Genomic DNA, 22,947 nt, shown 5'->3' on the forward strand with positions numbered 1-22,947 from the left:
TTTGATTGGTTCTATTTTTTTTATCTGACAAAATGCGTTAAATTAATAATTATTATCAAAAAAATCCTAAAAAATGATTTTTGGTGTTATTATTGAACCAATATGGGTATAAATAGCTTAGTGGTTATTAGGTTAATAGCTAATAAATAAAATTTGGAGGTAATGATTATGGCTACAGATGTAGAAATTGCTCAAAAAGCGAAATTAGAAAAAATCAGCGTGATAGCTGAAAAAATGGGATTAACAGAAGAAGATTACGAACAATATGGTAGATATAAGGCAAAATTAGATTTAAATCTTTTTGAAAAAAATAAAGACAAAAAAGATGGGAAATTAATTTTGATGACAAGTATTAACCCAACTCCAACAGGAGAAGGTAAAACAACTATGAATGTTGGTTTGGCAATGGGACTTAACAAAATTGGCAAAAACGCTATTTCAGTTTTAAGAGAACCATCTTTAGGACCAAACTTTGGTATGAAAGGTGGAGCTGCTGGTGGTGGATATGCACAAGTAGTTCCAATGGATGAAATCAACATGCACTTCACAGGTGACTTCCACGCAATCACTACTGCAAATAACTTAATTTGCGCAATGATGGATAACCACATTCACCAAGGTAATGCGTTAAACATCGATCCAAAACAAATCTTAATTAAGAGATGTATGGACATGAACGAACGTGAATTAAGAGATATAGTTATCGGCGTTGGTTCAAAAGGTAACGGAGTTATGCGTCAAGACGGTTTCGAAATCACTGTTGCAAGTGAAATCATGGCTATTTTATGTCTTGCAAAAGATTTGAAAGACTTAAAAGAAAGAGTTGGAAATATTCTTATAGCTTTTGATACAGAAGGTAAACCAGTTTATGCAAAAGACGTTAAAGCTGATGGTGCTGTAGCGTTAATCATGAAAGAAGCTATCAAACCAAACTTAGTTCAAACATTAGAACACACTCCAGCAATTATTCATGGTGGACCATTCGCCAACATTGCACACGGATGTAACTCTGTAATAGCTACAAAATTAGGATTGAAACTTGGAGATTACGTAGTAACTGAAGCAGGTTTCGGTGCTGACTTAGGAGCAGAAAAATTCTTCGATATCAAATGTAGAAACGACTTACATCCAAACATGGTATGTATTGTAGCTACAATCAAAGCATTAAAACATCATGGGGAAGCAGAAGACTACAAAGTTGAAAATGTAGAAGCTTTGGAAAAAGGATATGCTAACCTTAAACGTCACATTGAAAACATGAAGAAATACAAAGTTCCAGTAGTAGTAGCAATCAACAGATTTGCAAATGATACAGATGCTGAAATCAAGAAATTAACTGAATTGGTTGAAGCAGACGGAACAAGAGCTATTTTCTGTGATGTATGGGCAGAAGGTGGCGAAGGTGCAAAAGAATTAGCAGAATACGTTGTTGAAAATACAAAAGAAGAAAACGAATTTGAATTCTTATATGACCTTGAATTGCCAATCAAAGAAAAAATTGAAAAAATTGCAAAAGAAATCTACAGAGCTGACGGCGTAGAATTTAGTGCAAAAGCTAAGAAGAAATTAAAACAAATCAAAGAATTAGGATTAGACAATTATCCAGTATGTATGGCTAAGACTCAATACTCATTCTCTGATAATAAAAAATTAATCGGAGCTCCAACTGGATTTACAATCACAGTAAGTGATTTCAAAATCTCAAGAGGCGCTGGATTTGTTGTTGCACTATTAGGTTCTGTAATGACAATGCCAGGTTTACCAAAAGTACCTTCAGCAGAAAACTGTGATGTTTTAGATGATGGTACAGTTGTAGGATTATTCTAGAAAAATTTAAAGCCTGAATTTGTGTAAATTTATTATGATTTATAAAAATTTTCTATAAATTCAGGCTTATTTATTATGAGAATTAATAAATTTTGTTACAAATACTAATAACTTTTATGGTACAATAGTTATGAAAAGGATTATAAGTAAAAGGAGATGCTTATGAGTACAAAAAAAACTCCTCTATATGAGGAACACAAAAAATTAGGTGGAAAAGTTGTTGACTTCGCTGGTTTTTATTTGCCAGTTGATTATGAAGGATTACAACAAGAACACGAAGCAGTAAGAAACAACGTTGGTTTATTTGACGTAAGCCACATGGGTGAATTTACTGTAAAAGGCAAAGACGCTTTAAAATTCATCAATTATGTTTGCACTAATGATTACACTAAATGTGCAGATGGACAAATCCAATATTCTTTATTATTACATGAAGATGGTGGAATGGTTGATGACTTATTAGTTTACAAAAACAACGATGAAGACTTTTTAATGGTTCCAAACGCAGCCAACACTGAAAAGGACTTCAAACATATCTCTAAATATGTAGATAAATTCGATGTTGAACTTAAAAACATCAGCGACTCTGTTGCAGAAATCGCTATTCAAGGTCCTAAGGCTGAAGAATTATTACAAAGATTAGTTGAATTCGATCTTTCAAAAATTGAATACTATCACTTTGTAAAAGACATTAAATACAAGGAATACGATGTATTAATTTCTAGAACTGGTTATACTGGTGAAGATGGATTCGAAGTTTATGCAACTGCAGAAGCAATTGTAGACTTATGGAATGAATTATTAGAAAAAGGAAAAGACTTAGGTGTTAAACCATGTGGTCTTGGATGTAGAGATACATTGAGATTTGAAGCAGCAATGCCTTTATATGGAAACGAACTTGCAGATGAAGTATCTCCATTAGAAGTTGGCTTGAAATTTGCAGTTAAAATGGACAAAGACGACTTCGTTGGTAAAGCTAAAACTCAAGAAAAAGTTGATGCAGGAATTGACAAGAAACTTATTGGTATCGAAATGCAAAGCAAACGTATTGCAAGACAAGGTGCTGAAGTTCAAAAAGACGGTAAAACTATCGGTAAAGTAACTACAGGATACCTTTCACCAACATTTGGCGTATGTTTAGCAAATGCATTTGTAGATAAATCAGCTGTAGCATTAGGTGATGAAGTTGATGTTATTATCAGAAACAAACCAGCTAAAGCAACAGTTGTTAAAAGAAAATTTTTGGATAGAAAATAGGGGGAAAAGAAAATGGCAGAAGTAGCAAAAGATTTATTGTACACAAAAGATCATGAATGGATTAAAGTAGACGGAGACGTTTATGAAATTGGTCTTGCAGATTATGCACAAGACAGTTTAGGAGACATCGTATACGTTGAATTACCAGATGTTGATGATGAAATTGATGCAGAAGAATCTGTAGCAAGTGTTGAATCTGTAAAAGCAGCATCAGAAGTTTACACTCCATTTGCTTGTACAGTTGTAGAAGCTAATGAAGAATTAGATGACGAACCAGGCAACATCAACAAAGCTCCATACGAAAGCTGGATTGCTAAGGTTAAATTTGAAGACTTCGATGAATCTAAATTAATGACTGCTGATGAATACGAAAAATTCTTAGGAGAATTATAATGTATCCATACATCTCAATTACTGATCAAGAAATTGAGGAAATGCTAAAAACAATTGGCATTTCCTCTACTGATGAACTTTATTCAGATATTCCTGAAAACGTTCAATTCAAAGGAGAACTTAACATACCAAAAGCAAAAAGCGAAGTTGAAGTTAGAAGATATTTCGACGAAATTTTTGCTAAGAACACATCTACTGATGATAAGGTTTGTTTCCTAGGTGGTGGAGCTTATGATAGATACGTTCCTTCTGTAATTCCGGCAATGGCAAGCAGAAGTGAATTCTACACTTCATATACACCATACCAACCAGAAATAAGCCAAGGTACTCTTTCCTATATTTTTGAATATCAAACAATGATGGCAAACCTTACTGGTATGCCAATATCAAACGCTTCTTTATACGATGGTGGAACAGCTATCACAGAAGCAGCTTTGATGACTATCCAAAAGTCCAAAAAATCAAAAATTCTATGCGCTAATACAGTTAGCCCTTCAGCAAAAGAAATCTTGTTGACTTATTGTCACGATAGAAAGGTTGAAGTAGAATTTATCCCAATGAAAGATTTACTAACAGATATGGACGAATTGGAAAAAATGATGACTGACGAAGTTGGTACAGTTATCGTTCAATCTCCAAACTATTACGGATATATCGAAGATGTAAAAAAATATGAAGAGTTAACTCACTCTATAAAGAAAAACTACTTGATAATGTCAGCAGATCCTATGAGTTTAGGTTTGTTAAAGAAACCATCTGAATATAATGTTGACGTTGTTGTAGGTGAAGCTCAACAATTCGGAGTAAACTTACAATATGGTGGACCTTATTTAGGATATATGTGCTTTACTGATGAATTTGTTAGAAAATTCCCTGGCCGTGTTGTAGGACAAACTACTGATGAAGACGGTAAGAGATCATTTGTTTTAACACTTTCAGCAAGAGAACAACACATTAAACGTGATAGAGCAACTTCAAATATCTGTTCAAACCAAGGTGTTAACTTACTTGCAGCAAGTATTTATTTATCACTTTTAGGTAAAGCTGGTATTAAAGAAGTAGCAACTCAATCATTACAAAAAGCTCACTATCTATTTGAAGAATTAAAGAAAATAGACAAAGTTAAAGTTCTTAGTGAAAAACCATTCTTTGATGAATTCACTATCGGTTTTGACAAAGACACTGAAGAAGTTAAGAAAGCATTATTTGACAAAGGATTCTTAGCTGGAATTAGCATTAAAGAAGCTACAGATGGATGTGGCAATGGTTTAATTATTGCTGTAACAGAAAAGAGAACAAAAGAAGAAATGGACAATTTTGTAGCAGCAGTTAAGGAGGTATTATAATATGGCTTATAACAAGTTAATATTTGAATTATCACAACCAGGTAGAACTGGATATAAACTTCCTGAATTAGACGTAGAAGAAAAAGATAACTTAATTCCAGAAGAATTTTTATCAAATGAAGAATTAGATTTACCAGAAGTTAGTGAAGTTGACGTAGTTCGTCACTATACTAATCTTTCAACTCTAAACTTCGGCGTAGATACAGGTATGTATCCATTAGGATCTTGTACAATGAAGTACAACCCTAAAATAAATGAAGAAATTATAGCAAATCCAAAACTTGCGCGTCTTCACCCAAAACAAGATGACTACCAAGTTCAAGGTGCGTTGGAAGCAATGTACACTTTACAAAAATCATTATGCGAAATCTCTGCAATGGATTATATGACATTACAACCAGCAGCAGGTGCTCATGGTGAAATCACTGCTATTACAATCTTCAAGAAATACCACGAAGTTAATGGTAATTCTGAAAAGAATGAAATCATAGTTCCAGATTCAGCCCACGGTACTAACCCAGCAACAGCTGCAATGGCTGGATACAAAGTAGTAGAAGTTAAATCAAACGCAAATGGTGTAGTTGACGTTGAAGACTTAAGAAAAGTTGTAAACGAAAAAACTGCTGGTTTGATGTTAACTAACCCTAACACTTTAGGTTTATTTGAAACTAAAATCAAAGAAATCGCTGAAATAGTTCACGAAGCTGGCGGATTACTATACTACGATGGAGCAAATGCTAACGCTATTTTAGGACATGCTAGACCAGGGGACATGGGATTCGATGCAATCCACTTCAATGTTCACAAAACATTCTCTACACCACACGGTGGTGGAGGTCCAGGTGCAGGTCCTGTAGGTGTTAAGAAATTCTTAAGAGATTATTTACCAAAACCAATCGTTGAAAAAGACGGAGATAAATATTTCTTAGATTACAGCATGAAACATTCTATCGGTAGAATGAAAGACTTCCAAGGTCACTTCGGAATTTTAATGAGAGCGCTGACTTATATCCTAACTATGGGTAGTGACGGATTGAAGTGTGCATCTACTACAGCAGTATTAAATGCAAACTATCTACAAGCTCAATTAAAAGACGATTACAACTTACCACACGACTTCATCTGTAAACACGAATTCGTATTAGGTGGATTAAAGGATGATTGCGATGGACAAGTTAAGACATTGGATGTAGCTAAGAGACTGTTAGATATGGGATTCCATCCACCAACAGTATACTTCCCATTAATCGTTCACGAAGCATTAATGGTAGAACCTACTGAAACTGAACCAAAACAAACTCTTGACGAATTCGTAGCTGCAATGAAACAAATTGCACAAGAAGCAAGAGAAAATAAAGATATATTATTAGAAGCTCCTATTACAACTGTTGTTAGAAGACCAGATGAAACAGAAGCTGCTAAGAAGTTAATATTGACTTACAAAAAAGGAGAATAATGACTAAAGATATCATTATTATCGGCGCTGGACCTGGTGGCTATGAAACAGCCATCAGGGCATGCCAGCTCGGTTTAAATGTAACTTTAATCGAAAAAGCAGAAGTAGGTGGTACATGTTTGAATAGAGGATGTATACCTACTAAAACTTTATGGAAAATTGCTGATTTGTACAAAGAAATTAAAGAATCAGAAACTTTTGGAATTGAAGTTAATGACCATAAATTATTAGCCGATAAAATTAAACAAAGGAAAACGGAAATTATCGAAAGACTTAGAAGTGGTGTTGAATACCTTTTCAAAACTTACGATAATTTAACTTTTATTAGAGGAGAAGCTAGTTTTAAGGATAATAAAGCAGTTATTGTGAAGACTTTAGAAGGAGAAACTAAAGAACTTACAGCTGATAAAATTATCATAGCTACTGGATCCAAAGATTATAAGCCAACAAATATTGAAGGCATTGACCACCCTAAAGTTTTGACATCAACTGGACTTTTGGAATTAGAAGAAATTCCAAAATCAATGGTTGTTATCGGAACTGGCGTAATAGGAATGGAATTTGCATCAATCTATTCACAATTTGGAACTGAAGTTACTGTAGTTGGTAACAAACTGTTGAAAACTGAAGATGGCGAAATCCAAAAACGTCTAAAATCAATCTTGAAAAGCGATACTTTGAAGTTTGTAACAGGAGTATATGCTAAAAAAATTGTTGAAGAAGACGGAAGGCTTAAAATCATTAGTCAAAAAGTTGGCAAAGATAAATTCGAAGAAACTTATGCGGATTACGTTCTTGTAGCAAGTGGAAGAAGCAGCAATATAGATAATCTTGGACTTGAAAACACAGACATTAAAACTGAAAAGAACGCTATTGTTGTGGATGAAAATCTTCAAACTAATGTCGAAGGAATTTACTCCATCGGAGATTGTGTATACAAGAACACTCAACTAGCACACGTTGCAAGTAATCAAGGTAAAAATCTTGTAAGAGTTTTTTCTGGAAAAGAAAAAAATATCAACATGGATATAGTTCCAGCAGTTGTGTTTACTGTTCCTGAAATTGCATCTGTAGGATTAACTGAAGAAAAAGCAAAAGAACAAAACATAGATTATGTAACAAGCAAATTTGTGTATCAAGCTAACGGTAAGGCATTGAGTTTGAATGCTACAGAAGGTTTTGTAAAGATAGTTGCTACAAAAGATTTATCTAAGATTTTAGGTTGTCATATAATTGGTCATGATGCATCCACATTAATACACTTTGCAGCAATTGCTATGAACAATAATGTTGGAGTTGAAGGTTTGTCAGCAATGATTTACGCTCACCCAACTATTAGTGAAGTGTTCATGGATTCTGTCGAACAATTAGAAGGCTTATCTATCAATACGCCAAACCCTAACAAATAAATCGAATCCTCGTATTTAATTTCCAAGAGAAATTAATACGGGGATTTTTTAATGTTTACAAAAAGTCAAATATAAAGTTTGATTTTTCGTAAACTTTAGCGACGTTTTACTCACAGTTCAAACACATTTGCTTGATAAAGTATAAAATATGGAGGTGTAGATATGGACAGGGACCCATACTCTGATTACAACGATTATATAAGAAAAAGAAGAGACGGCTTGAGCGAAAGAAAAGTCGAAAATATGATAAAAGAAGAAATAGCTAAGAATAAACCCAAAATTGGTTGGTTAAAAGCACTCACAATATTTTTATTAATTTATTCTTTGGTTATGAGCTATTTCGTAGCAAAAAATATGACTGGTATTACTGAGACGATTAACAAAAATGGTCAAGTCGAAAGTAGTACTATTTCTATAAAAAACAATAGTGTCTCCACAGAAAATGCCGTAGCCAAGAAATCTTTGGATTCTGTAGTTGGTATAACAACTGTAGGTGTTCAAGAAAATATGTTTTTCCAAGGCAGAGTTGTGGAAGGTGTTGGAAGTGGTGTTGTTGTTAGCCAAGATGGATATATTCTAACTAACGCACACGTTGTACAAGATGGTAAGGCAGAAAAAATAGAAGTACTGCTTACAAATGGCAAAAAATCATCTGCAAAATTATTGTGGTATGACACAACGCTAGACCTTGCAGTAATTAAAACTGATATGACTGGATTAAAACCAGTTGAAATGGGTGATAGCGACAAGGTTCAAATAGGAGACAAGGCGATTGCTATTGGTAATCCATTGGGATTGGATTTGCAATCAACATTGACTAGTGGTTATATTTCAGGAAAAGATAGAACAATCACTTTACAAAATGGTCTACAAATGGATGGTTTGATGCAAACAGACGCTGCTATAAACTCAGGAAATAGTGGTGGTGGACTTTTTGATCAAGAAGGCAAACTAATCGGTATAAATACTGCCAAAGCTTCTGCAGAAGGAATCGGATTTACTATTCCTATTAACGTAGCCAAAACTATTGTCGACAATATAGTTTCTGGTGGATCCTTTGAAGGAGTTAAGCTTGGAATTAGTGGAGTTGATGTGAAAACTTTCCAACAAGCTACAGGCCAAAAACTTTCTATAGATAAGGGAATTTATGTAGTGGAAGTTGTCAAAGGATCATCTGCACAAAAAGCCGGAGTAACTAGAGGAGATATAATTACAAAAGTTAACGGCAAACAAATCAACACAATGAGTTCTTTGAAGAAAGCATTACTTGAAGTTAGGCCACAACAAAAGGGCAAAATAACTGTTTATAGAGATGGCAGTACTAAAGATTTGGATATTGAATTTAGTACTTTACAACAAAAATAAGGTATCACGTTTTTTCCTTCCTTAATTTGCGTGAGATTTGAAATATATAAATTTGAAAGCGGTAGTGTGAACTATCGCTTTTAAATTAGGAAAAAACAAATAAATTCTTAAAAAATGTCTAAAAAATCTAAATTTTTCGGTTTTGCTATTTACACAATGAATTAATTAGTATAAAATATGGGAGTGTTGAGGAGGAGAAAGATTTGAAGCAAATTTATTCTGTAAAAATGATTTTGAAATACAAGACAGATGTGTCTATATATGAAGAAGATATTGTTCTTATAGAAATGGAAAGCGTTGATGAATTAAAAGACAAATGTTTGGAATATGTAGATTTAATTCAAGAGGATTTGAACGATCATGAATTCGTAGAATTACATGAGATTGTGAATTGGAATTTGTCCAACGAAAAATTCGACAGTTCGATGAATTTCAAGGAAGTTTATTCTGAATTTATAGACGAAGACGAAATCGCGTAGTAAAATAGTAGGTTTTTGTTTAAAAGCTTAACTATTTTGCTTTTTTCGTGTATAATATAGTAGGACATAAGAATCTCTTATATAAATAATTATTACATAACTGTAAGGAGGTTATTATGTCAAAAAATTTATTAACTATTAAAGACTTATCCGCAAGGGTAGGAGATAAAGAAATATTACACAATATAAATTTAAATATAAACTATGGTGAAGTTCACGTTATTATGGGACCAAATGGTTCTGGTAAGTCAACTTTAGCCAATGTTATTTTAAATAATCCACAATACGAAACTACTTCAGGCGATATTTTACTTGATGGTGAAAGTATTATGGATTTATCAACAGATAAAAGAGCCAAAAAAGGTATTTTTATGTCTTTCCAAAATCCAATGGAAGTTTCAGGCATTAGTGTAGAAAACTTCATCAGATCTGCGAAAATAGCAACAACTGATGAAAATATAGGATTCTTAGAATTCAGAGAAGAACTGGAAGATAATATGGATATACTTGAGTTTGATCATGGATATTCTTCCAGATATTTGAATGTCGGTTTTTCCGGTGGTGAAAAAAAGAAGAACGAAATTCTACAAATGTTAATGCTACAACCAAAACTAGCAATCCTTGATGAAACTGATTCTGGACTTGATGTTGATGCTGTTAGAACTGTATCAAAAGGTGTAAAGGAATTCTTACATGACAATAATTCAGTAATCGTAATCACACACCACAAGGAAATCTTAAAAGAGATTAAGCCAGATTTCGTTCATGTAATCATGGATGGTACTATCGTAAAAGAAGGTTCTAGCGAACTTTTGGATCAAATTGAAGAAAAAGGATTCAATTGGATTAGAGAAGAGGTGAAATAATGGCACCTAAAAAGAAGACACAAGTCGATGAAATGGATAGAGGTATCTATGACATCAAGAATAAATTTACTTTTAGAAGAAAAACCGAAGAGGGCTTGACCCCTGAAATTGTAAGACAAATTTCAGAAGAAAAAAATGAACCTCAATGGATGCTTGAAAAAAGATTGGAAGCTCTTGAAATATTCTACAATTCAGAAGATCCTGAATGGGGACCGGATTTGAGTGTCGTTGATATGAATAAGGTCACAACATATATCAGACCTGATGCAGACAGATCAAGCGACTGGAACGAAGTTCCTGATGAAATCAGAGATACTTTTGATAAGTTAGGTATCCAAGAAGCTGAAAAAGAAATGATGCTTAGCGGTGTTGGTGCACAATACGATAGTGAGGTTGTGTATCACAACATTCAACAATCTTTGGTAGACCAAGGAGTTATATATACAGATTTTGATACAGCTCTTAGAGAACATGAAGATATTGTTAAACAATATTTTGCAAAATCAATCACACCAAGATTACACAAATACGCAGCACTTCATTATGCAGTGTGGTCAGGTGGATCATTTGTCTACGTTCCAAAAGGAGTAGATGTTAAAATCCCACTTCAAAGTTATTTTAGATTGAATGCTCCAGGGGCAGGTCAATTCGAACATACAATGATTGTCGTAGAAGATGATAGTTATTGTCACTTCATTGAAGGTTGCTCAGCTCCAAAATACAACGCATTAAATGTACATGCTGGTGCAGTTGAAATCTTCGTTGGAGAAAATGCTACTCTTAGATTTTCTACAATCGAAAACTGGTCACGTAATATGTACAACTTGAACTCTAAAAGGGCAATTATTGAAAAAAATGGTAAGGTTGAATGGGTTTCTGGTTCATTCGGATCAGCAGTATCCATGCTTTATCCTTCAAGTGTCTTAAAGGGAGAAGGCGCAAGTAGTGAATACACAGGTATTTCATTCGCAGGACGCGACCAAAACTTAGACACAGGCGCTGTTATGATTCACGCAGCTCCTCACACTACAAGCTATGTAGACAGTAAATCCATATCTAAATCAGGCGGAATAAGTGTTTACAGAGGATTAGTAGACATAAAAGAAAATGCTTACGATTCAAAATCATCGGTAAGCTGTGAATCGTTAATGTTAGATAACGAAAGTAGATCAGATACAATTCCAGTTGTTAAAATAGCGAATAAACATGTCGATTTGGGACATGAAGCATCTATCGGTAGAATAGATGATCAAGTTATTTTCTATTTGATGACAAGAGGTATTCCAGAAGAAGAAGCAAAATCAATGGTAGTTCGTGGATTTGCTGAGCCAATAGCGAAGGAATTACCTATGGAATATGCGGTTGAGATGAATAATTTAATTAATCTTGAATTAGAAGGAAGCATAGGATAGGAGTTGTATATGGAACAAATTAAAGGAAATAAACTGGGATTTAAAACTTTCAAATATTTGAAAGTCAACGATACAGAAATTAATATTCCAGATATAGATATAAAAGAATACAGAATAGACTCAGATCCAGTAGAATCATTAGACAACAAAGATTTTGGAGTGTGCCAAGAAGCTTTGGATATGAACGAAAAATCTGGAAATCTATTCAAAAAATATAGAACAGAAGAAAATCAAGTAAAAGATTTCGGAGTTATCGATTTGGTAACTGACAGAGAATATGATATTTTGTTGGATACTCACAAAATTATTGCCGAAAAGAACTCAAGCCTAAGAGTTGTACTTGATTACAGAGACAATGACGACAATAAGAAATTCAGAAGTTCAGTAATAGAAATCAATGCCAAAGAAAATAGTAACGTGGAAGTTTTTGTAATTCAAACAGAAAAAAATACAACAGCATTGGAATCAGTTATATTGAACTTAGATGAAGAAAGTAACGTCATCCTTAGCCAATACGAATTAGGAAGCAAGGACAATTATGTCAACACAAAAGCTAATTTGAATGGCAAACATTCTAACTTGGATATCAACAGTATTTACTTCACACATGGAGATAATTCATTGAATATGCTTTATGAAATAAATCATTTCGGTAAAGAATCCAAATCTTCATGTATCGTAAATGGTGCATTAAAAGAATCATCTTACAAAAACTTCAAGTCAACTCTTGATTTCAAAAAAGGATCCATGGGATCTACAGGAACTGAAGAAGAATACGCAGTATTGTTATCAGATGATGCAAAAAGCTTGTCAGTTCCAATACTTTTAGCAGGAGAAGACGATGTAATAGGAAATCACGCAGCAAGTGCAGGAAAGATAGATGCAGATATGCTATTTTATATAATGAACCGTGCTATATCCAGAGATGTAGCAGAAAGTATGATAGTTGAGTCCAAATTTAGTGAATCATTAAGCAGATTAGATGACGAAAACTTGGAAGGCAAACTACTTTGTTTCATCAGAGAAAAAATGGCAAAGAGGGAATTGGATGTTAGATAAAAAGCAAGTAGAAGATATAAGAAAGGATTTTTTGTATTTGAATAAAGAATACAAAAATCCGATAGTTTATTTGGACAATGCAGCTACCAGCCAAAAACCAATCCAAGTTATAGATAGCGTAAGTGAATTTTACAAATATGAAAATGCAAATCCTCACAGAGGAGCACACACATTAAGCGTTTTATCTACAGATGTTTACGAATCTGGAAGAGAAAAAATCGCCAAATTCATCAACGCAACTGATTCTTCAGAAGTAGTGTTCACAAGAAACACAACAGAATCGTTAAATTTACTAGCTTATTCGTATGGCTATGAAAATTTAAAAGAAGACGATGAAATAGTCATATCGATAATGGAACATCACAGTAATTTAGTAACTTGGCAAGAAGTGTGCAAGAAAACAGGCGCCAAACTAAAATACTTGTATGTAGACAAAGAAAATATGCAATTGGATTTTGAAGAATTCAAGAAAATAATCACTGAAAAAACGAAGATTTTCTCAATAACACAAGCATCAAACGTAGTGGGAACTATGCCTGAAGTTGAAAAAATGATAAAATACGTCAAATCAGTTAACAAAGATTGTATTTGCATCGTGGATTCTGCACAATATATTCCACACAATAAAGTTGACGTACAACAATTAGGTTGTGATTTTCTAGTATTTTCAGGTCACAAAATGCTTAGCATAATGGGAGTTGGAATGCTTTATGGAAAGAAAGAATTATTGAACAACCTAAAACCATTCTTGTACGGTGGAGATATGATTGAATACGTATTTGAAGACAAATCATCGTACTTGGATGCGCCAGGAAGATTTGAAGCTGGAACACAAGATGTAGGAGCAGTAAAATCATTGATCACAGCGATTGATTACATCGAAAAAATCGGGATAGATAACATCAGAGATTATGAAAAAGCATTGATGGATTATGCTTATGATAAAATCAAACAAAAATCCGACATCATCGATGTATACACAACAAGTGACACTCACAGATCTCCAGTTTTAGATTTTAACTTCAAAGAAGCCCATCCACATGATGTTGCAAGTATTATGGATAGTTACGGAATTGCAATCAGAAGTGGACACCATTGTGCACAACCACTTCACAGATATTTGAAGACGAATTTCTCATGTAGAGCAAGTTTTGCATTCTATAATACATTTGAAGAAGTTGACTTTTTCATTGAACATCTTGAAGACGTAAGGAGATTGATGAGAATTGGAACTAGGTAGTTTATATACAGAATTAATATTGGAAAAAAGCAGGGATAAATCAAACAGACGTGAATTGGAACATCCAACTCATTGTGAGTTGGGACACAATCCTAGCTGTGGAGATGAAATCACATTGCAATTAAAAGTTCAAGACGACACAATTGAAGACATTGCATACACTGGAATGGGATGTGCTATATCACAAGCGTCCACATCCATCATGTGTGATGTAATCAAAGGCAAATCAGTAAGTGAAGCAATAGACTTGTGCAACAAATTCATCTCAATGATAAAAGGAGAAATCACTGACAGAAAAGAACTAAAAGTTCTAAAAGATGCAGTGTGCTTCCAAAGTATATCCACATTACCAGCTAGAGTAAAATGTGCAGTTCTTTCATGGTACACATTAAAAGATATGCTTGAAAACGACAAATCAGAAGGCTCATTTATTCCTGATTAATAGACAATAAAATAGATAATAAATTTTTAACTGGTGAAATATGTGTTTCATCAGTTTTTTTATTAAAAAAGAGATAACTCACAATGAGTTATCTCTTAATTTAATTATTTAATTATTAGAAAGCTTTGAATCTTTCTACTTTATCTTTGTCAATTCCATGTTTTTCGTTGTAAGTCATTTTTGTTGTACTAATCATGAATGGAACGCCATCGATTTTACGAGCTTCTAGGAAGTTTACAACTTTTGTGTAATCTCCTGAATTTTTGCCACCTTTTTTCATTATTTTCATAATTGAGTATGGGTGTTCTGGTTCTTTGATTGTGATTAGTGAAGAATTTGGTTTATCGAAAGCTTTTTGAACGATATCTTCGAATTCTTCTGTGTCGATACCAGGAATTAAATAGTATTCAGCATCTTCGTCCATGCTTTCTAATCCTTTAACTTGTACTGATTTGAATTGTTTCTTAGCAATTCCCATCATAATAGCTAATAATTGTCTGATTCCTGTTGATCTATGTCCTGAGATAATAATATTTTCGTGGTTTTCGATTGCTTTTTCGATGAATTCTGCTTGTTGTTCATCTAAAAATTCTGAATCCACAAATCTTTTTATCATTGGGTGCATAAAAATTCCTCCTTATGGTTGATTTAATAACAATAATATTCTATCACATATTCAATAAAATATCATACTATTTTATTGATTCTATTTTTCTAGTTCTATAATATCTTTTAAGCCGTCAGTGTATTTTATGTCGTTGTTTTCAAATACCCAGAATGCTTCTACGCCATCTAATGAATCGACTAATTTTCTTCCTTCTTCGTAATTCATAACAAATACTGTTGTAGATAGGAAATCTGCAAGTCCAGAATCTTTTGTGACGATTGTCACTGATTTAAAATGATCTGCTGGATTTAGTGTATCCGGATCAATTATGTGGTGGTATTTTTTGTTGTTGTAAACGTAAAATCTTTGATAATCACCACTTGTAACCATAGATGTTGTTTCTGGTATTTTCAATATTGCGACGTATTGTTTGTCTGGTTCTTCGTTCAAATTAGGATTTTGGATTGCGACTACCCAGCTGTCTTTTCCTTTTATGATTGGTTTTCCAATTGTTCTAACATTTCCACCTGCTGAGATAATTCCAGATTTTAGTCCACGTTTTTCTACTTCTTGGGCTATTTTTTCTGTGGCGTATCCTTTTGCAGTGGCACCCAAATCTAGTCTTGTATCTTTATCTTTCAAGAAAACTGTGCTGTTTTGTTCATCCAAAACTATGTTGTCGATACTTGTGTGAAGATTTTTTTCTTTCAAAACATCTGCTGAAGGAATTTCGATTTTTTTCTTTTCCAGAGCATTGTCTCTGTATTCTTTCCACAAATCAGTTACAGAACCAAATGCAATGTTTGTTTTCTTATTGTATTTGGAATAATCTTCTACTGACCATTTGATTAAATCGAACAAATCTTTGTCGACTTTTACAGGTTTAACTCCTGCGTTATCGTTGATTGTCTTTGCGTTATCCACGCCATCAAAATTTTCGTAAGTGCTGTATAGTTTGTGAAGTCTGTCAAATTCATCGTTGATAAACTTGGAATACTCATTGAATTCTTTTTCAGATTTTGTATACAAACTATATCTTATTACTGTGTCAAATTTGTCATAAAGTGTGGCTTCGTGTTTCTCAAAATCTTTAGATGAAGATTCAGCATTTTCATTTACTTGTGGTGCTGGTTCTTTTGGAACTGGTTTGTTTTCAGTTTTATTTTGAGAACAGCCAACTAACATTGTTAATGTTAAAAATACTAATATAAATTTTTTCATATAATCACCACATACATTATATCAAATTTTAGATAAAAGTTGACATCTTTGACTTATTTTAACATTATATGCTTTTAAATTTCCTGTTTTATAGTATAATGGTAATGACAATTTTTTAGGAGATGAATAATGAAGAAAGCTATTATACTTTCTGCCGGAGAAGGCACTAGAATGAAATCTCACAACTCAAAAGTTTTGCACAAACTTTTGAACAAGACTATGATTGATTACGTCATGGATGCTTGTGATTTTGTGGATCAAAAAATAGTAGTCGGCGGAAATAATTACGATATTTTAAGAGAAAACTTAGATGAAAGTATTCATTTAGTAAAACAAAATATAGGAGAAAAGTATCCTTATGGAACAGGATATGCCGTTAAATTATGTTTGGATGAAATAAATGACGACGATAAAGTTATTATTTTAACGGGAGATACTCCGTTGATAAAGCAAGAAACGTTGAAGAAGTTTTTTGATTTCCATGAACAACAAAATTCAGTTGCAACAGTTCTTACAAGTGAAATCGACGATCCATTTGGATATGGTAGAATTGTAAAAGATAACGACGGCAATTTGCTTAAAATTGTTGAACAAAAAGATTGCAATGAAGAACAACTTTTAATAAAAGAATTCAACAGCGGCATGATGATTGTGAACGGCGATGTGTTGAAGATGTCGATTGAAAAAATCGGTACAGATAATTCAAAAGGTGAAATGTATTTGACAGATATTTTCGAAATCATCAGAAAAGACGGCAAAATCATCAAGACTTTCAAACACTCTGATGTCAACGAAACTTATGGAATCAATACAAAAGCCCAATTGTATTTCTGCGAAGAAATTTTGAAACAAAGAGTCAACCAAAAATACATGGAAGAAGGCGTTGTAATTTCAAACGCAGATTCTGTAATTATTGAACCGTCTGTAAAAATTGGAAGGGACACTGTGATTATTGGACCTTGCAGAATTTATGGAAACACAGAAATAGGATCTGATTGTTTGATTAAGGGCGACTCTGAAATCGTGGATTCTAAAATCGATGACAACGTGGTTATTAAATCATCATACATCGAAAATTCTGTTGTTGGAAAGAATACAGATATCGGACCTTTTGCACATTTGAGACCTAACAGCGTTTTGAAAGAAAATGTTCATATCGGAAACTTTGTTGAAATCAAAAACTCAACTGTAGGAAACAAAACAAAAGCAGGTCACTTGGCTTATGTTGGAGACAGTGATTTGAAGGAAAATATAAACATCGGTTGTGGAGTGATTTTCGTAAATTACGATGGCAAGAACAAGCACAGATCCGTAGTTGAAGACAATGTGTTTGTCGGTTCTAATTCAAATGTGATTGCTCCAGTGACTTTGAAAAAAGACAGCTTCATAGCTTGTGGAACTACAATTACTGAGGATGTTGAAGAAGGCGCACTTTCAATTGGAAGAAGTCGCCAAGAAAACAAAAAAGATTGGGTTTATAAGAAAAAAAGATAGAAATGGAATGATTATATGTATTTAATCGCAGGACTGGGTAATCCAGGAAGTAAGTACGAATACACACGACACAATGCCGGATTTATGGTTATAGATGATTTGGCAAAAAAATTGAATATTAAAGTGAACAAATTAAAATTCAAATCTTTGATTGGTGAGGGATTCATCGGAAATGAAAAGGTGATATTGATGAAACCTTCAACTTATATGAATGATTCCGGGAAAGCTATCTTGGATTGTTTTAATTATTACAATTTATCAGCAGAAAATCTTATTGTTATTTGCGATGACATTGATATTCCTTTCGGAACTATTAGGATAAAAAAGAAAGGCTCTGCGGGAACTCACAATGGGTTGAAGTCCATAATTTATTTGATTCAATCGCAAGATTTCGCAAGAATCAAAGTATCTGTCGGTCAAAATGACAAATATGATCTTAAAGATTTTGTGTTGTCACAATTTTGTAAGAAGGAATTCGAAGTTTTGGAAAAAGAAATCGACATGTCAAGTGAAGCTGCTATCAAAATAGTTGAAGAAAATGTCGATTACGCTATGAACAACTTCAATGGGAAAAGCGTGATATGAATTTTCTAACTAAAATTTACGAAGATAACACAGAATTCCAGGGATATTTAAACTCATTATCATCTGATAACTCGTCGATTTACATTCACGGTGTCATTAAGGAAGCTTTCGCAAGTTTTGTGTATGCAACATCCAAAAACATTGACAAACCTCTTGTAGTAGTCGTAGAAGACAATATGAGAGCGAGGAATTTGACGGAATATTTGAATGATATTGAAGATAATATTTGCGAATTTTTCCCAAGCAGAGAACTCAACTTGTACAATGCAAGATCACTAGATGATAATGCAGAAGATCAAAGAGTGAATGTGTTATTCAAATTGTTAAACGACGAAAAATTTATTATCGTTACGACTTTTGATGCTTTAACTAAGAAAATCACCAAAAAATCAGTTGCAAAAAAATACGCATTTACAATCAAAGACACTGATTTGATAAATTTGGAAGAACTTCAAGAAAAATTGAAGGTATTGAAATACGAAAGAGTAGACACCATAGAATCCAAGGGACAATTTGCTATAAGAGGTGGAATTGTAGATATTTTTCCTGTACACAGCAGATTTCCTGTAAGAATTGAATTGTTCGATGATGAGATAGATTCGATGAGGTTTTTCGAAGTATCAACCCAAAGGTCTATTGAAGATTGCAAGTTCATCGACATCATTAGTTGCAGCGAACTTATCATTGAAGAATCAAAGAAAGATTCTATAATCAATTCTATTCAGAAAAATTTGGACAAGAGAGTTAATCATCCGATTTTTGGAGAAAATGTAGACAATGTCAAGGATAAATTCGAAAAGCTGATGGAATATATCAGAAGTGATTTGGAATATGAAATCGACTTGGTGTCATGTTTTCTTACTAAAAAAGATTATGATACTGTGTTTGATTATTTTGCTGACGACAGCATAATGATGATTGAAGATTTGTCCAGATGTTATGATATTTACAAGGAAAAAGAAAAGAGATTTTTGGAAGATTTCGTGTATTTGGTTGAAAAGGGAGAAGTTTTATCCAAGCACGAACAATCTCTTATTCCAATTTCCGATATTTTGAAATTGATAAAAGCGAAAACTTCTGTCAACATTACAAGTTTGGTCAAAAGAACTAGACTTATCGAATCCAATGCGATGTATCAGCTTAAAACATTGGAGGCGCCAAACTTTAATAAAAACATCGACAGTTTGGTTGAAAATATCAAATCCAACAGTTTAAGAGGATTCAAACAAATCGTGTTCGCGGCAAATGTTGAACGAAAAAATATGCTCAAGGATTTGTTCTTGACCAATGGAATTCCAACTCTTGAAGCTGAAGATTACAATGCGAACCTCAAATCGTCACAGGTTTTGATTACTCAAAAAAACTTGCCGAATGGTTTTGAAATAAAAGATCCTAAGTATTTGGTAATTACTTATAAGGAAATTTTCGGACGCGAAAAACAAATCAGAAAACGAAAAAAGAAAAAAAGCACTGGTCAAGACATTGTCAATTATTCTGATTTGAACATTGATGATTATGTGGTTCATGAAAATCACGGGATTGGTCAGTACAAGGGAATTGAAAAAATCGATGTAAATGGAATTCAAAAAGATTACATTGTAATTCAATACAAAGCTAATGATAGGTTGATGATTCCAACGGATCAAATGAATTTGGTCCAAAAATATATCGGTGGTGGCAATGTTTCAAAGCCTTCATTAAATAAATTGAGTGGAAATGATTGGGCGAAGGCGAAGCAAAAAGCCAAGAAATCTGTCGACGAAATGGCAGATGATTTGGTTGAATTGTATTCGAAAAGAGCCAAGTTAAAAGGATATCAGTTTTCACAAGATACCGAATGGCAAAGAGAGTTTGAAGATTCATTCCCTTATGAAGAAACAGATTCACAAGTACGATCCATTGAAGAAATCAAAGCTGATATGGAATCGGACAGGCCAATGGATAGGTTATTGTGTGGCGATGTTGGTTATGGGAAAACAGAGGTTGCCATCAGAGCGTGTTTTAAAGCGATAATGGATGGAAAACAAGTTGCGTTTTTAGTTCCGACGACAATTCTTGCACAACAACATTTCAACACAATTAAAGAACGATTTAGAGATTATCCAATCAGAGTTGAAATGATGAGTAGGTTTGTATCTCCAGCACGTCAAAAACAAATAATGAAGGATGTGCAAAGAGGTCTTGTAGATTTATTGGTGGGAACTCATAGGATTTTGTCGAAAAATTTGAAGTTCAAAGATTTGGGATTATTAGTAATCGACGAAGAACAAAGATTTGGTGTGAGACACAAAGAAAAATTAAAATCTATGAGAGAAAATGTAGATGTACTTACACTGTCAGCCACTCCAATTCCTAGGACTTTACAAATGGGATTGACTGGGATTAGGGATATGAGTTTATTGGAAGAGCCACCAGAAGACAGAACTCCGATATCAACTTATGTTACAGAGTACAATCCAAGTTTGATAAGAGATGCTATAATCAGAGAGCTTGACCGCGGCGGACAGATTTATTTTGTGTATAATAGAATAGAAGATATTGATCAAATGGAATTCAAATTAAAAGAATTGGTTCCAGAATTAAGCATAGCGATAGCACATGGTAGAATGAATGAAAAAGAGCTAGAAAATGTAATGCTCGACTTCCAAGATGGGATTTATGATTTACTATTGTGCACAACTATTATAGAAACGGGTCTTGATATACAAAATGTCAACACAATGATAATTTATAATGCAGATAAGATGGGCTTGTCGCAATTGTATCAATTAAAGGGACGTATTGGTCGATCTGATAGAACTTCGTTTGCTTATTTCACATACGAAGGACAAAAATCATTAACTGAAATTTCCGAAAAAAGACTTATGGCGATAAAAGATTTTACGGAATTTGGTTCTGGTTTCAAAATCGCAATGAGGGATTTGGAACTCAGAGGAGCTGGAAATCTTTTGGGAGAAAGCCAACACGGTCACATCGCAAAAATCGGTTATGATTTGTATGTGAAGCTTTTGGAACAAGCAGTCAGAGAAGCCAAGGGTGAGACTATTTCTGAAAACAAGAATACAGTCGCAATCGAAATCAAAGTCAACGGATATATTCCGGAAGATTACATTTCTGAGAATGAAACAAAGATTGATATCTATAAAAAAATCGCATCTATTCAAGATGAAGATGATTATTCTGAAATAATTGATGAATTAATCGACAGGTTTGGAGATGTTCCTAAGCCTATCGTTAATATAATGGATGTATCTATAATCAAAGCGTTCTGTGCGAGATTGTCCATTGAAAGTATAAAAGAAATAAAGGGAGAACTTTTCTTGCAATTTTCTTCTCCTGACAAAATTTCATTAGAAAAATTAAAATACTTGACAGAAAATTACAAAAAAGAAATGAGATTTGATTTGTCAGAAAAACCTAAAATTATTTTGGGATTTGAAGACAAAAATTTGAGAGATCCTATCGAAGTATTATCTATACTTTTGAAGGATAATGAGAAATAATTGGAGGAAAAATGAAGAAATTTTTAGCAATTGTATTAGCTATGATGATGGTAATGGTAACGGCATGTTCTAAAAAACCGGACGGAGCAGTGGCAAAGATTGGCAAAGAATACATCTACCAAAAAGATGTGGACAAAGTAATGGAAGATTACAAACAATATTATGGACAAGATATTTTCAACCCTAACACAGAACAAGGCAAGGAAGCTTTGAAGCAAATCCAACCTAAAATCATTGATATGCTAATTAACGAAAAAATCGCAAACAAATTAATGAAAGATAAAAAAATCAAAGTGTCCGATAAGGAAGTTCAAGCAGAAGTTGACAAGCTTCAAAAACAATTGGGTGGAGCAGACAAATTCAAAGAACAACTTAAAAAAGAAAATATGACAGAACAAGCTTTGAAAGAACAAATCGAAAAACAATTGAAGAACAAAAAACTTTCTCAACAATTTGAAAAAGACTTCAAACCATCTGACAAAGAAATCAAAGACGAATTTGACAAAAACTTAGACACATATACTCAATATAACGCAGATCACATTCTTTTTTCTGGTAAAGATGACAAGGGCAAAAACTTGGACGACGCTAAGCTTAAAGCAAAATCAGAATTAGCAAACAAAACTTACGAAGAAGTAAAAGACGGCAAGAACTTCAATGAAGTTGCCAAAGCAAAATCAGAAGATCCATCTGCTAAGCAAAATTCTGGTAAATTAGGTGATTTCTTATCATCTACAATGGTAAAAGAATTTTCTGATGCATTGAAGAAAATGAAACCAGGCGAAGTTTCCAAACCAGTTAAGACAGAATTTGGATATCACATCATCAAACTTAACAGCAAAGTTACTGAATTAGACAAGATGACTGATGCAAATAAACAAAACGTAAAGACAGCAATTTCCAACAAAATTATCCAAGAAAAAGTTCAAAAAGAATTTGAAAAACAAAAAAAGGATATGGGAGTAAAAATTTACTAATTTTTAATA

The 22,947-nt window shown here is 33.4% G+C and carries 19 protein-coding genes; 17 read left to right on the forward strand and 2 right to left on the reverse strand.

From position 1 onward, the window contains the following. Positions 1-168: 168 nt before the first annotated feature. The 13 genes from B9N53_RS01510 to sufU all read left to right on the forward strand — a co-directional run bounded on the left by B9N53_RS01510 (position 169) and on the right by sufU (position 14,551). Entirely contained in the window at positions 169-1,827 is a 1,659-nt protein-coding gene (locus tag B9N53_RS01510; protein ID WP_094203399.1) for a formate--tetrahydrofolate ligase, read from the forward strand. 156 nt (positions 1,828-1,983) lie between these two features. After that, complete coding sequence (gcvT, locus tag B9N53_RS01515) at positions 1,984-3,084, forward strand: glycine cleavage system aminomethyltransferase GcvT (RefSeq protein ID WP_094203400.1); 1,101 nt, start codon at positions 1,984-1,986, stop codon at positions 3,082-3,084. A gap of 12 nt (positions 3,085-3,096) precedes the next feature. Continuing rightward, positions 3,097-3,477 (forward strand): glycine cleavage system protein GcvH, encoded by a 381-nt coding sequence (gene gcvH, locus B9N53_RS01520; protein ID WP_094203401.1) that lies wholly within the window; start codon positions 3,097-3,099, stop codon positions 3,475-3,477. Continuing rightward, positions 3,477-4,823, forward strand: a complete 1,347-nt coding sequence (gene gcvPA, locus B9N53_RS01525; protein WP_094203402.1) for an aminomethyl-transferring glycine dehydrogenase subunit GcvPA — start codon at positions 3,477-3,479, stop codon at positions 4,821-4,823. The genes gcvH and gcvPA overlap by 1 nt, the downstream gene beginning before the upstream one ends. Before the next feature lies 1 nt (position 4,824). Continuing rightward, on the forward strand, positions 4,825-6,279 hold the full coding sequence (gene gcvPB, locus B9N53_RS01530) for an aminomethyl-transferring glycine dehydrogenase subunit GcvPB (protein WP_094203403.1): 1,455 nt from the start codon (positions 4,825-4,827) through the stop codon (positions 6,277-6,279). Continuing rightward, positions 6,279-7,688, forward strand: a complete 1,410-nt coding sequence (lpdA, locus tag B9N53_RS01535) for a dihydrolipoyl dehydrogenase (protein WP_094203404.1) — start codon at positions 6,279-6,281, stop codon at positions 7,686-7,688. The genes gcvPB and lpdA overlap by 1 nt, the downstream gene beginning before the upstream one ends. Before the next feature lie 162 nt (positions 7,689-7,850). Beyond that, positions 7,851-9,053, forward strand: a complete 1,203-nt coding sequence (locus tag B9N53_RS01540; RefSeq protein WP_002835401.1) for a S1C family serine protease — start codon at positions 7,851-7,853, stop codon at positions 9,051-9,053. 203 nt (positions 9,054-9,256) lie between these two features. Beyond that, the gene (locus B9N53_RS01545) at positions 9,257-9,532 is read left to right on the forward strand and encodes a hypothetical protein (protein ID WP_094203405.1); all 276 of its coding nucleotides are present in this window, start codon (positions 9,257-9,259) and stop codon (positions 9,530-9,532) included. A gap of 116 nt (positions 9,533-9,648) precedes the next feature. Then, positions 9,649-10,398, forward strand: a complete 750-nt coding sequence (sufC, locus tag B9N53_RS01550; RefSeq protein ID WP_094203406.1) for a Fe-S cluster assembly ATPase SufC — start codon at positions 9,649-9,651, stop codon at positions 10,396-10,398. Continuing rightward, a complete protein-coding gene (sufB, locus tag B9N53_RS01555) occupies positions 10,398-11,810 on the forward strand; it encodes a Fe-S cluster assembly protein SufB (RefSeq protein ID WP_094203407.1) in 1,413 nt (470 codons plus the stop codon). The genes sufC and sufB overlap by 1 nt, the downstream gene beginning before the upstream one ends. A 9-nt stretch (positions 11,811-11,819) precedes the next feature. Next, the gene (locus tag B9N53_RS01560) at positions 11,820-12,869 is read left to right on the forward strand and encodes a SufB/SufD family protein (RefSeq protein WP_094203408.1); all 1,050 of its coding nucleotides are present in this window, start codon (positions 11,820-11,822) and stop codon (positions 12,867-12,869) included. Beyond that, positions 12,859-14,109 carry an aminotransferase class V-fold PLP-dependent enzyme gene (locus B9N53_RS01565; RefSeq protein ID WP_094203409.1) on the forward strand — a complete coding sequence of 417 codons (1,251 nt, stop codon included), beginning with the start codon at positions 12,859-12,861 and terminating at the stop codon, positions 14,107-14,109. Before B9N53_RS01560 ends, B9N53_RS01565 begins: the two co-directional genes overlap by 11 nt. Further along, a complete protein-coding gene (sufU, locus tag B9N53_RS01570; RefSeq protein ID WP_002835395.1) occupies positions 14,096-14,551 on the forward strand; it encodes a Fe-S cluster assembly sulfur transfer protein SufU in 456 nt (151 codons plus the stop codon). Before B9N53_RS01565 ends, sufU begins: the two co-directional genes overlap by 14 nt. Positions 14,552-14,666: 115 nt before the next feature. On the opposite strand, the gene B9N53_RS01575 is transcribed toward sufU, so the two are convergent. After that, entirely contained in the window at positions 14,667-15,176 is a 510-nt protein-coding gene (locus tag B9N53_RS01575) for a hypothetical protein (protein ID WP_094203410.1), read from the reverse strand. Between the two features lie 81 nt (positions 15,177-15,257). Further along, complete coding sequence (locus B9N53_RS01580) at positions 15,258-16,379, reverse strand: FAD:protein FMN transferase (RefSeq protein ID WP_094203411.1); 1,122 nt, start codon at positions 16,377-16,379, stop codon at positions 15,258-15,260. Positions 16,380-16,508: 129 nt separating this feature from the next. On the opposite strand from B9N53_RS01580, the gene glmU reads away from it, so the two are divergent. From glmU to B9N53_RS01600, 4 genes are read left to right on the forward strand one after another with little or no spacing between them, the layout of a single operon-like run. Then, positions 16,509-17,873 (forward strand): bifunctional UDP-N-acetylglucosamine diphosphorylase/glucosamine-1-phosphate N-acetyltransferase GlmU, encoded by a 1,365-nt coding sequence (gene glmU / locus B9N53_RS01585; protein ID WP_094203412.1) that lies wholly within the window; start codon positions 16,509-16,511, stop codon positions 17,871-17,873. 15 nt (positions 17,874-17,888) lie between these two features. Continuing rightward, positions 17,889-18,458 (forward strand): aminoacyl-tRNA hydrolase, encoded by a 570-nt coding sequence (gene pth / locus B9N53_RS01590; protein WP_094203413.1) that lies wholly within the window; start codon positions 17,889-17,891, stop codon positions 18,456-18,458. Beyond that, positions 18,455-21,961: a transcription-repair coupling factor gene (gene mfd / locus B9N53_RS01595; RefSeq protein ID WP_094203414.1), complete on the forward strand. Its 3,507-nt coding sequence runs from the start codon at positions 18,455-18,457 to the stop codon at positions 21,959-21,961. The genes pth and mfd overlap by 4 nt, the downstream gene beginning before the upstream one ends. 11 nt (positions 21,962-21,972) lie before the next feature. Beyond that, positions 21,973-22,938 carry a peptidylprolyl isomerase gene (locus B9N53_RS01600; RefSeq protein WP_094203415.1) on the forward strand — a complete coding sequence of 322 codons (966 nt, stop codon included), beginning with the start codon at positions 21,973-21,975 and terminating at the stop codon, positions 22,936-22,938. The last annotated feature ends 9 nt before the right edge of the window (positions 22,939-22,947 follow it).

The sequence above is a fragment of the Finegoldia magna genome (assembly GCF_002243175.1).
In the GTDB taxonomy this organism is placed as follows: Bacteria; Bacillota; Clostridia; order Tissierellales; family Peptoniphilaceae; genus Finegoldia; species Finegoldia magna_J.